Genomic DNA, 11,705 nt, shown 5'->3' on the forward strand with positions numbered 1-11,705 from the left:
CGCCTAGCCCCCAGTAGGAGCTGCCGAAGGCTGCGATCTTTTTGGCTTTCTCAAGACGGCTTATGACTGGGTTGTTGCAGCCGGAATTTTTCCTTGCGTTCGATCTGGACCACCTGTGCGTTGTGCACGGTGATTTCCACCGCCCCAAAACGCAGATCGCGCAACGCGCTCTGGATCTCGCGCAAGATGGTTGCTTCGTCCTGGCCGTCAACACTACGTAGAGATGCGCTCATGCTGCTGCTCCTTGAATGAATGCCTGGCAGTGGGCGGCACTGCTTGCGGCGTGGGAGCAATACTAGATAAGCGCTGATATTCTTAAAAAGACTATTTGAGAATTTTTATATAACCAAAATTACATGAAGTAGTCGATGTCCTACGGCAGGGGTGACTGGGAGCTTTTTCCCTGCCAAACCCTCGGAGATTTCCTTCAAAACGCCGGGCTGTTCATGAACTAGGCAGCGCTCTATGGCGCGGCTAACCTCTGTTCGTCATCGCAAAAAACGGTGACACGGACGTGCAAGTCCGGCGGAGGACACAATTGTCGATGGCTATTCATCGGGCATTTTTTTATGCTCGCGAGTCGTTATGGCAGCTGTGTATGGGAGATCTTCGGGTCTGCCGGGTACTCCGACCGGTCTTGCACACCTATGCATAGCTGCCACCTCTCTCGACTGTGCAAGCGAAGCGGTGTTGGCTGAGCCGACACCATCGCGAGCAAGCTCGCACACAAAGTTCTGTGTCGAACCGAATCTCAAGTTCAACACCATTCCACTGTGGGAGCGGGGTTCGTCTGGGCCGGCTTCCGGGCTTTTCGAAAGTGACCCGTCGTCAGGGCGGAACCATAAGCCGCCGTTACCGAAGAAATGGATATGTACCCGATCACAAATCCTGGCCAGTTGCCAGGCCAACATCAACACCCCTGACGATCAAGCAATAACCGGCGCCCGATCCCAATCCAACTGCGCCGCCGCGACAGGCCGGCCAAACCAGTAACCCTGCCCCAGCTCACAAGCCTGTCCAAGCAAAAATGCCGCCTGCTCACGCTGCTCGATGCCCTCGGCGTGCACCTGCATACCCATGCTGTGGGCCAGGGCGATGATCACCCGGACGATCGCCGCATCATCCTCATCCCACGGCAACCCCGCGACAAACCCCTGGTCAATCTTGAGCTTCTGCACCGGCAGGCGCTTGAGCCGCAGCAGCGACGAATAGCCCGTGCCGAAATCGTCGATAGCCAGGCGCACGCCCAGCTCCCGCAGGCGATGCATCTGTTCCAGCGCCACCTCCGGGTCTTCCATCACCGCGCTTTCCGTCACTTCCAGTTCCAGGCAGGCCGGGTCCAGGCCCGTGTCGTGCAACACCTGGGCGACCTGCTCGTACAACTCGCGACGGGCAAACAGCCGACTCGAAACGTTGACGGCGACAAACGACAGCCCCACGCCGGCCTGCTGCCACTGGCACATCTGCCGGCAGGCCTGGTCCATGACCCAGGCATCGACCTGGGCAATCAGGCCGGTACGCTCAGCGATGGGGATGAACTCGGCCGGCGGCACCAAGCCACGCGTGGGATGTTCCCATCGCACCAGCGCCTCGACACCGATCAGACGACGGGTCGCCAGCTCGTAGACCGGCTGGTAGTGAACGCGCAACTCCTGTTGCTGCAGCGCGCGCCGCAATTGGAAGGCAATCTCGACCCGCTGCTGGGCGTGGGCCGTGAGTTCTTCGGTGTACAAAGCGTAGCCGTCACGTCCGGCGTTCTTGGCCTTGAACAACGCCGAATCGGCATTGCGCAGCAGTTGCCCAGCGTTCAGGGCATCGCCGGGGAACAGGCTGATGCCAATGCTGGCATTGATGAACAATGCGTGGTCATCGAACCGCAGAGGCTCTTTCAACGCGTCGAGGATGCGCCGGGCCAACGCCGCGGCCTGGCCTGGCTGCGAGCAGTTTTCCACCAGCACCGCAAATTCGTCGCCCCCCAGTCGGGCCAGGGTCACGCCCGGCGCAAAAAGCCCGCTGAACCGCTCGGCCACGCCTTTGAGCAATTCATCGCCCACGTTGTGACCCAGGCTGTCATTGATGTTTTTGAAGTGATCCAGGTCCAGCAGCAACAGGGCACAGCCACGCTTGTGCAACTGCGCCGACGCCAGCGCTTGCTCGGTGCGATCAGAAAACAGCAGGCGGTTGGGCAAGCCTGTCAGCGGGTCGTGATGGGCCAGGTAGGCCAGTTCGTGCTCGGAGTTCTTGATGGCGCTGATGTCAGAAAACACCGCGACATAATGGCTGACCTGGCCGCTGTCGTCGCGAATGACGCGGATCGTCTGCCATTGCGGGTAGATCTCACCGTTTTTACGCCGATTCCAGATCTCGCCGTTCCATTCGCCCAGGCTAGCCAGGGAGTCAAACATGTCGCGATAGAAATCCGGCCCATGGCGACCGGACTTGAACAGGTTGGGGCGCTGGCCCAGCACTTCGTCCCGCACATAACCGGTGATCGCCATGAAGGCCCGGTTCACATGCACGATCAGGCCGTTGCGGTCCGTCACCAACACCCCTTCGCGGGTGCAATCGAAGACGGCGGCGGCCTGGCGCAGGCGCTCGTGATCGGCACCGTGCTCGCCCTTGGCGAAAAACCGTGAGATTCGCGCCCGCGCCAGGAAGATCAACCCGGCGCTGAGCAGGACCCAGGCATAACCGTTGATCAACAGCCAGCGTTGCCTGTCGGCGAATTGATCGAAGAAGCTGCTCAATAAATAACCAATCAGCTGCAGCCAGACGACTGACAGCACGAGGTAAAGCAGCGCTACGCGCATGGCACTGCGTTGATAGGCAGGCATTCGGCCATCCATGTCCCTACAGAGATGGGGGAATTATAGAGGAAGAAACATCCAGCCACTCTTATCTGAAAGGCCGACTGGTTTTATCTGTAGAGCTTGTGATAATGCTGCGGTAGTTTCTATTTTTATCGAGGGCCCTACAGCCTATGTGGTACGAAGGTTTTCTTGGCTTGTCGGCCTGGTCACTGGTGGCAGTCACCCTGCTGATGACTCACGTCACGATCATTGGCGTCACGGTCTACCTGCACCGTTATTCGGCGCATCGCGCCCTGGAGCTCAATGCCGGTCTCAAACATTTCTTCCGTTTCTGGCTGTGGCTGACCACAGCACAGAACACCCGCGAGTGGACCGCCATCCACCGCAAGCACCACGCCAAATGCGAAACCGTCGACGACCCCCACAGCCCGGTCATAAAAGGCTTGTCCACCGTGCTGCGCAAAGGCGCCGAGCTGTATCGCGCCGAAGCGGAAAATCCGGAAACCCTGCGCATCTACGGCAAGAACTGCCCTGACGACTGGATCGAACGCAAGCTCTACAGCCGCTTCCCGCTGCTGGGCGTGGCAATCATGGGCGTCATCGATCTGCTGCTGTTTGGCACCATCGGCATCACCATCTGGGCCATCCAGATGATGTGGATCCCCGTCTGGGCCGCCGGCGTGGTCAATGGCCTGGGCCATGCCGTGGGCTACCGCAACTTCGAATGCCGCGACGCGGCGACCAACCTGGTGCCCTGGGGCATCCTGATCGGCGGCGAAGAACTGCACAACAACCATCACACCTACCCCAACTCGGCCAAGCTGTCGGTACGCAAATGGGAGTTCGACCTGGGCTGGGCCTGGATCCGGGTGTTCAGTTTCCTACGCCTGGCCAAGGTCCAGCGGGTTGCGCCGATCGCCCACCGGGTCGAAGGCAAGGGCAACCTGGACATGGACACGGCCATGGCGATTCTCAACAACCGTTTCCAGATCATGGCGCAGTACCGCCGGCTGGTCATCGCGCCACTGGTCAAGCAGGAACTGGGAAGGGTCGATCACTCGGTGCGTCACCAGTTCCACCGGGCCAAACGCCTGCTGTCGCGGGAGACCAGCCTGCTGGACGACCGTCACCACGTACGCATCCAGAACATGCTCGAACACAGTCAGGCACTGAAGGTGATCTACGAGAAACGCCTGGCCTTGCAGCAGATCTGGGTCAAGACCAGCAGCAACGGCCACGACATGCTCGCCGCCATCAAGGAATGGGTCCACGAGGCCGAGGCCAGCGGCATCCAGTCCTTGCGCGAGTTTGCGGACCAACTCAAGACCTACTCGCTACGGCCTGCCACGGCCTGACGATGCAGCTCCAGCGCAAACCACTGGCCGTGAAGAAAGGCTTGCGCTGGGCTCTGTAGGAGTTGCCGGAGGCTGCGATCGTTTGCTCCTGATCATTCGCTGCGACTCAATTGTCTGGCACAAGATCGCAGCCTCGCTGCACTCGACAGCTCCTACGGGGGCTGCGCAAGCGGGGCGGGCGACGTTTCACTAAATCCCCTCGCCACAGGTTCAGCCCCCCATTATTTGACTCGCTGAATCCCCCCGCCCTTCGTCGCCTGCAAAGGAACTTCGCCCCAAATCCCCTATCTCAAAGAGCACTTCGCCATCCAGGCGGGCTTTGGAGAAAAGCGCGTGCCAACCCACAGCAGTGCACGCTCTTTGAGATTTGTGCCGATGGTCGACAAGAACCTACAGGATTACTCCCTCCCTCATTGGCCCGAGGCAGCCCAGACGCTCATGGCGCTGATGCATGCCCAAGGCGAAGTGGCGCGCCTGAGCGAGCGTGAGCAGCTGTTCAGCTCGTTGCTGGTCAGCGTCAATGCCGTGCTGTGGGTGTTCAACTGGGAAACCCGACAGGTGCTGTATGTCAGCCCCGCCTACGAGCGGATCTTCGGCCGCCCCGCCGGCCTGGTCCTGGCTGACTACAACGAATGGCGCGACGCAATCTACCCCGACGACCTTGAGTACGCTGAACGCAGCCTGGCCGAAGTATTGGTCAAAGGCGCCGTCGAAGACCGTGAATACCGCATCATCGCCGGCAACGGCCAGATCCGCTGGCTGAGCGACAAATGCTTCATCAACCGCAAGGCCGAGCCAGGGCAACCGGTGATTGTGGTGGGCATTGCCGAAGACATCACCGAAAAGAAGCTGCTGGAAAGCGAACTGCAGCGCCTGGCGACCACCGATGTGCTGACCCAAAGCAGCAATCGCCGGCACTTTTTCGAATGCGCCCACCGTGAGTTCGAGCAGGCACGGCTACAAAGGATGCCCATGGTGTTCCTGTTGCTGGACATTGATGATTTCAAGGTGATCAACGACACCTACGGCCATCAGGAAGGCGATACCGTGTTGCAGAGAATCGCCGAAAGCGGGCGCTCCGTGCTCCGACGCGGCGACCTGTTCGGGCGGATCGGTGGCGAAGAGTTCGCCGCCGTGTTCCCCGGCTGCGCGCCCGACATGGCATTGCAAGTGGCCGAGCGGTTGCAACGGGAAATCCAGCGCCTGTTGTTCCGCTGCGGTGAACAGAGCTTCGGCATTACCGTCAGCCAGGGCCTGACCTCCATTACCCCTGAAGACCACTCCCTCGACAGCCTGTTCGCCCGTGCCGACGCGGCGATGTACGAGGCCAAGCGCAAGGGGAAGAACCGCATTATTGCGGCGTGAATGAGTTGCCCCACCGCTCCCACAGGGTTGGGTGGTGGCTTTATTTACGGCGCAACCGCGTCAACTCCGGCAAGCCGATCTTCAGCAACCGCGCCGTGCGACCACGGGCCAGCTCTTCAAGGCCTTCATGGGCGGGCAGACGCGCCATCTGCGCGGCCATGTTCATCACCAAGGCTTCACGGGAATACACCCCGCCCCCCAGGCTATAGACCGCCGCGATCAACTCCCGCAGCTCCAACGGCAGACGCCAGCGAGCACGCAACGCCGAGCCGAAACTGGCGCCGAACGTGTCCAGCGAGTCGCCGACTTCCTCCGGCTCATCCAGCTCGCCACCGGCCTGTTTCCACTCCTCCAGGCAGCGCAGCAACGCCAGGTCGCCCAGCCGATGCAGCAACCCGGCGCAATAACAACGCTCCTGCTCCAGGTCCAGCAACCGCGCCATCGTCCGGGCGTATTCGGCCGTGTGCAGCGACAGCGCCCAGTACCGCTCGGCATAATCTGCCAGGCACGGAACGCTGAGCCGGGCGCAGCGCTTGAGGGTCAGGCCGAGGATCAGGTTCATGCTTTGCCCGGTGCCGAGCTGGTGCAACGCTTGGGCCACGGTCTGCACCGGGCCACCACCCTGATGCTGGGCAGCGCTGTTGGCCGCCGCGATCAGTACGGCAGTGATTTGCGGGTCGGTGCGGATCTCTTCTTCGAGCAGTTTCAGATCCAGGTCGCCGGGGTTGAGGCTGCGCCTGACCGCCACTTGCACATCGGTCATCAAGGGCGCGCCCTCGGACAGGTCACGCCGACGTTCCAGGAAAGTCGGCAGGGTCAACCCCGGTCCTGGGTTCGGCGCTTCGTTGGACGTTTCCTCACCGCCGCCCACTAACAACCCCTGCAAACGTTGGGTCAGGTCTTCCCGGTTCAACGGCTTGGTCAAATACGCGGCCGGCGCCAGCGGCAAGACTTCGCGCACGCTGGCGCTGTCGTTGCGCTGGCTCATCAGGATGAACGGCAACGGCGGGGTGCGATGCTGCTGGCGAAGGCCACGCAGAATCGCCAAGCCATCGACCTGCGGCAGCTCCCAATCGGCGATGACCAGGTCGTAAGGGCGGCTGGCCAGCAAATCCAAGGCCTGTTTGCCGTCGCCACAGGTGTCCACCCGGGCATCACAGCGCACTCCCGACAACACCTGCTCAAGCAGCTCACGGGACGCCGGATCGGCCTCGGCGATCAACACACGCGGTACAGCGGGTAAATCCACAACAGTCATGCAGCATGCTCCCTTGCCATACTTGCACCTTAGACGTTGGTGGCCGTTCCAGACAGTTCAAAATGCACCAGGCAGGTTCGCCGATATGAAAAAACCCGCCAGAAGGCGGGTTTTTGTGGATCAGCGCACAACCGTCACTCAGAGTTCGGAGAAGCACTCTTCGATGATCGCCAGGCCTTTTTCCAGTTGCTCGTCCGGCGCGGTCAGCGGCACCAACACCCGCAGAACGTTGCCATAGGTACCGCAGGACAGCAGGATCAGCCCCTTGTCACGCGCCTTGGCCACGACTTGGGCTACCGCCGTAGCGTTCGGCTTGTGGGAGTCACCGTTTTCGAACAGCTCCACGGCGATCATCGCGCCCAGGGCACGCACTTCACCGATGACCGGGTACTTCTTCTGGATCGCCTTGAGGCCGGTCACCAGACGCTCGCCCACAGCCTTGCAGCGGTCCAGCAGGTGTTCTTCTTCGAACACTTCCATCACCGCCAGCGCCGCCGCACAGGCGATCGGGCTACCGGCGTAGGTGCCGCCCAGGCCACCCGGCGCGATGGCATCCATGTATTCGGCCTTGCCGCAGACACCGGCCAACGGGAAGCCACCCGCGATGGACTTGGCAAAGGTGGTCAGGTCGGCGGCAACGCCCATCTGCTCCATGGCGAAGAAAGTGCCGGTACGGCCGGCACCGGTCTGCACTTCGTCAGCGATCAGCAGGATGCCGTGCTGGTCGCACAAAGCACGCAGGCGCTTCATGAATTCCTTGGGCGCTACGTAGAAACCACCCTCGCCCTGTACCGGCTCGATGATGATTGCCGCGATGTCACGCGGCTCGGCGTCGTTCTTGAAGATACGCTCGATGCTGGCGATGGAGTCGTCGATGCTCACGCCGTGCAGTTCGTTCGGGTACAGCGCGCGGAAGATGCCGCCGGGCATCAAGCCCATGCCGGCCGAGTAGGGCACGACTTTACCGGTCAGGCCCAGGGTCATCATGGTGCGACCGTGGTAAGCACCGGTGAAGGCGATCACACCGGCACGCCCCGTGGCGGCGCGAGCGATTTTCACGGCGTTTTCCACCGCTTCCGAACCGGTGGTGACCAGCAGGGTTTTCTTGGCGAAATCACCCGGCACCTTGGCGTTGATTTTTTCGCACAGTTCCACGTACGGTTCGTAGGCCAGGACCTGGAAGCAGGTGTGGGTCAGCTTGTTCAACTGTTCGGTCACGGCGGCGATGATTTTCGGGTGCACGTGACCGGTGTTCAGCACGGCGATGCCACCGGCGAAGTCGATGAATTCACGACCTTCAACGTCGGTTACCGTGGCGTTCTTCGCCGATTCGGCAAAGATCGGGTGAATCTGGCCAACACCGCGTGGAACAGCGGCGGTACGGCGGGCCATCAGGTCTGCGTTGGTCTTGCTCATTAAAGTGTCCTCATTCGCCGCTCATCGGTCGGCGTGGCTCAAGGAATACATGGCGGGGAGGCAACTGCGACAGCATGCGATGATCGACTGCCACAGCGTTCCGGCCACAAGAAACAGAACGGGTGAAACGCGCAAAGGGACAGCGCTCTCGTGCCCTTTGCGCTTGAAGCAGATCAGATACCCAGGCAGAGGTATTTGATTTCCAGGTAATCCTCGATGCCGTACTTGGAGCCTTCACGCCCCAGGCCCGAGGCCTTGATGCCGCCGAATGGCGCGACTTCGTTGGAAATCAACCCGGTGTTGACGCCGACCATGCCGTATTCCAGGGCTTCGGCCACACGGAACACACGGCCCAGGTCGCGGGCATAGAAGTACGAGGCCAGGCCGAACTCGGTGTCGTTGGACATCGCGATCACTTCGGCTTCGTCTTTGAAACGGAACAGCGGCGCCAGCGGGCCGAAGGTTTCTTCCTTCGCCACGGCGGCGTTTTTCGGTACGTTGGTCAGGATGGTCGGTTCGAAGAAGTTGCCTTCCATCGCCTTGCCGCCCGACAGCACGGTCGCGCCTTTGCTGACGGCATCGGCAATGTGTTCTTGCACCTTGGCGACCGCTTTGCCGTCGATCAACGGACCGGTGGTGGTGCCATCGTCCAGACCGTTGCCGATCCTGAGCTTGGCAACCGCTGCCTTGAGCTTTTCGGCAAACGCGTCGTACACCGAATCCTGGATGTACAGGCGGTTGGCGCAGACGCAGGTCTGGCCGTTGTTGCGGTACTTGGAAATGATCGCGCCTTCGACGGCCTTATCCAGGTCCGCATCGTCGAACACGATGAACGGCGCGTTGCCGCCCAGCTCCAGGGAGACTTTCTTGATGTCCTTGGCACATTCGGCCATCAACTGGCGACCGATCTCGGTCGAACCGGTGAACGACAGCTTACGCACGATCGGGTTGCTGGTCAGCTCGCCACCGATGTCGCCGGCGCTACCGGTAACCACGCTCAACACGCCTTGCGGGATGCCGGCACGGTGCGCCAGTTCCACCAGGGCCAGGGCCGAGAACGGGGTTTGCGAAGCTGGCTTGATGACCATGGTGCAACCGGCAGCCAGGGCTGGGCCAGCCTTGCGGGTGATCATCGCGGCCGGGAAGTTCCACGGGGTAATGGCCGCGGTCACGCCAATCGGCTGCTTGATCACGATCAGGCGCTTGTCGGGCTGGTGGCCGGGAATCACGTCACCGTAGATGCGCTTGGCTTCTTCGGCGAACCACTCAATGAAGGAAGCGGCGTAGACGATTTCGCCCTTGGCTTCGGCCAGCGGCTTGCCTTGTTCCAGGGTCATCAGGCGACCGAGGTCGTCCTGGTTCTCGATCAGCAGTTCGTACCAGCGGCGCAGCTTGTTGGCGCGCTCCTTGGCCGTCAGCGCACGCCAGGCCGGCAGCGCCTTGTCGGCGGCTTCAATCGCACGACGGGTTTCGGCAGCGCCCATCTTCGGCACAGTGCCCAATACTTCGCCCGTCGCCGGGTTGGTGACCTTGATCGTCTGACCATTGTCCGCATCGACCCAAGCGCCATCGATAAAGGCTTGCTGGCGGAACAACTGGGTGTCTTTAAGCTGCATGTCGGCTTTCCTTAACAGCACCGCGCACGCGCGGAGCGAATTAGATTTGTAGAAAGGCGCCTCGGGGGCTGCCGTCAGGGAAATCATTCACCGGGCTGAAGCACAGAAATAACGCACAAAAGCACAGACGTGCGGTTCAGCACCCAGACAAGAGCGTTTGAAATCTCAAACGAATCCTAGGGCCGATAGGGGTGAAGGACAATAGGATGTTCGAAAAAAAGAACGAAAAAGCCGCATTTGCCCGCTTTTTCTGATCAGCGTAGCCGATGCCCGCCCAGGCTTATGAAAACACCGGCAAATCAGCAGCATGGACGCCCGCGATGCATATGAGTATCATGGCGCCCGCGTCGCACCAGTAGCTCAGCTGGATAGAGTACTGCCCTCCGAAGGCAGGGGTCGTGGGTTCGAATCCCGCCTGGTGCACCATCTTCAGAATCAAAAGCCCCAGGTCGCAAGACCTGGGGCTTTTTTGTGGGCGTCTAACCTTGGGAGCCTGCAAGTAAGCAATTCAGGCATTAAAAAACCCCTGAGCGGTATCAGCGCCGCAGCGCATCAACCGACAGGGGCCGTGTTGCAAATAACTAAAGAGGCCAGGTTTCCATCGCCAACCGACTCGGGCAGACACTCAGTGGTCGAGATCGGCCTCGAGTTGCTCAGGAGCCGGCTCAATATCTCCTAAGGACTTCACCACAAGTCCGCATTTCTGAGCTTTGGAGTAAAGACCCACATCATGAGTCCAGACTTCATCAGCGTTGGTTGCGAGAGCAGTAGCAATTATCTGGCGATCAAACCGTAACTTGGCTTTCGTTGCTGCCGGGTCAAGCACCTTCAGCTCATTGTCATCGACCATACGAGCACATTCGACCGCGGCGATCTGATCGAACGATATGATTTCAAAACACGAAAAGCCGTTTATGACATCTAAATGGCTCTGGTGAAAATTCCGATCAATGCCCACCAGATACTCAGCCAATGCAGGTGTTGGTATCAACACCGTCCCACCTCTTGCATCGACCATTTCGATCAGGGCTTCAGCCCTAGCCTCGGCCCTATCAACGTTATGACCAGTGGCGGGATCAACCAAGACGATACCGTCCTTGGCATTTCCCAAGGCTTGGACGAGAACGTTGGTATCGAGAACTATGCGCACCTCATCCCCTTAGGTTCTGAATCGTTCCATGGGGATCATCCATCTCGCTCCAGGTGATACCACCCAGTTCCTTGAGCTGGGTAACCGCACTGCGCAAAGAAGTTTTTTCAAGCCTCTCGTAGGACTGAATGAACATTTTTCGCAGCCGCCAGCCGCCATGCGGTCGACTTTCCCACTCACCCTTTCCATGAACGCGAACATACTTGAACAAGAGCTTGCCCAGTTGTTCAGCCAATACCGTATCGGCTTCACAAAGAAGAGTTTCGCCACCAGCGCCCTCAAGCCGAACAGGAACCGTCTCGTCCTTTCCACCAACGACATACAGGCGCCCTTGAACGCTACCCTGCTTGATGACGACCATGGGAGGGGGAGCGGTCTTTGCTTTGGGGAATTGAAGGATGTTCGCATCTGCGGCTTGCAAGACACCATCCACTCGATCTTGCTCCATCAATGCAGAGAGTTGCAGGTACGCCTTTCTTGCACGCTTGGGCCCAACTCCCTGAGCGGCCTCACGCACCCTGTTCAGGACGTGGGGATACTTGTCGTCTTCCACCCAAGTATTCAGGCAAACGCAACCTTCGGTGACAGAGTCGAAATGAACATTATCTTGCGAGCCGAAAAGCTCTGCGAGCTCGCACAGATAATCCGTCAAGCGAGCCATAGAGAGCTTGCCAGGGTCGGTTCCGTCGAGTTCGAGCATCAGCTTTTTCATGCTGGCGAGTATAGTTCCGCTCA

General features: G+C 60.0%; 9 protein-coding genes and 1 tRNA gene. 3 read left to right on the forward strand and 7 right to left on the reverse strand.

Annotated elements, in window-relative coordinates; translation table 11 throughout:
• Positions 1-50: 50 nt before the first annotated feature.
• Together oscA and dibA are read right to left on the reverse strand one after the other, a co-directional pair.
• Positions 51-233: a sulfur starvation response protein OscA gene (gene oscA, locus AACY42_RS24515; RefSeq protein ID WP_003186967.1), complete on the reverse strand. Its 183-nt coding sequence runs from the start codon at positions 231-233 to the stop codon at positions 51-53.
• 693 nt (positions 234-926) lie between these two features.
• Complete coding sequence (dibA, locus tag AACY42_RS24520) at positions 927-2,834, reverse strand: phosphodiesterase DibA (protein WP_339482886.1); 1,908 nt, start codon at positions 2,832-2,834, stop codon at positions 927-929.
• Positions 2,835-2,980: 146 nt separating this feature from the next.
• On the opposite strand from dibA, the gene desA reads away from it, so the two are divergent.
• Positions 2,981-4,165: a delta-9 fatty acid desaturase DesA gene (gene desA / locus AACY42_RS24525; RefSeq protein ID WP_339482887.1), complete on the forward strand. Its 1,185-nt coding sequence runs from the start codon at positions 2,981-2,983 to the stop codon at positions 4,163-4,165.
• 375 nt (positions 4,166-4,540) lie between these two features.
• Positions 4,541-5,530 carry a GGDEF domain-containing protein gene (locus AACY42_RS24530; RefSeq protein WP_339482889.1) on the forward strand — a complete coding sequence of 330 codons (990 nt, stop codon included), beginning with the start codon at positions 4,541-4,543 and terminating at the stop codon, positions 5,528-5,530.
• 40 nt (positions 5,531-5,570) lie between these two features.
• Here AACY42_RS24530 and AACY42_RS24535 read toward each other — a convergent pair whose 3' ends face one another.
• The 3 genes from AACY42_RS24535 to gabD form a co-directional block, all read right to left on the reverse strand.
• Complete coding sequence (locus AACY42_RS24535; protein ID WP_339482890.1) at positions 5,571-6,788, reverse strand: HDOD domain-containing protein; 1,218 nt, start codon at positions 6,786-6,788, stop codon at positions 5,571-5,573.
• A 138-nt stretch (positions 6,789-6,926) separates the two neighbouring features.
• Complete coding sequence (gene gabT, locus AACY42_RS24540) at positions 6,927-8,204, reverse strand: 4-aminobutyrate--2-oxoglutarate transaminase (protein ID WP_339482891.1); 1,278 nt, start codon at positions 8,202-8,204, stop codon at positions 6,927-6,929.
• Between the two features lie 173 nt (positions 8,205-8,377).
• Positions 8,378-9,820 carry an NADP-dependent succinate-semialdehyde dehydrogenase gene (gene gabD, locus AACY42_RS24545; RefSeq protein ID WP_339482892.1) on the reverse strand — a complete coding sequence of 481 codons (1,443 nt, stop codon included), beginning with the start codon at positions 9,818-9,820 and terminating at the stop codon, positions 8,378-8,380.
• 349 nt (positions 9,821-10,169) lie between these two features.
• On the opposite strand from gabD, the gene AACY42_RS24550 reads away from it, so the two are divergent.
• Positions 10,170-10,246, forward strand: a tRNA-Arg gene (locus AACY42_RS24550).
• A gap of 199 nt (positions 10,247-10,445) precedes the next feature.
• Here AACY42_RS24550 and AACY42_RS24555 read toward each other — a convergent pair.
• Positions 10,446-10,970 (reverse strand): type II toxin-antitoxin system VapC family toxin, encoded by a 525-nt coding sequence (locus AACY42_RS24555; protein WP_339482894.1) that lies wholly within the window; start codon positions 10,968-10,970, stop codon positions 10,446-10,448.
• A gap of 1 nt (position 10,971) precedes the next feature.
• Positions 10,972-11,670: a hypothetical protein gene (locus tag AACY42_RS24560; RefSeq protein ID WP_339482895.1), complete on the reverse strand. Its 699-nt coding sequence runs from the start codon at positions 11,668-11,670 to the stop codon at positions 10,972-10,974.
• Between the last annotated feature and the right edge of the window lie 35 nt (positions 11,671-11,705).

This window comes from Pseudomonas sp. RL_5y_Pfl2_73 (assembly GCF_963970515.1).
Classification (GTDB): Bacteria; Pseudomonadota; Gammaproteobacteria; order Pseudomonadales; family Pseudomonadaceae; genus Aquipseudomonas.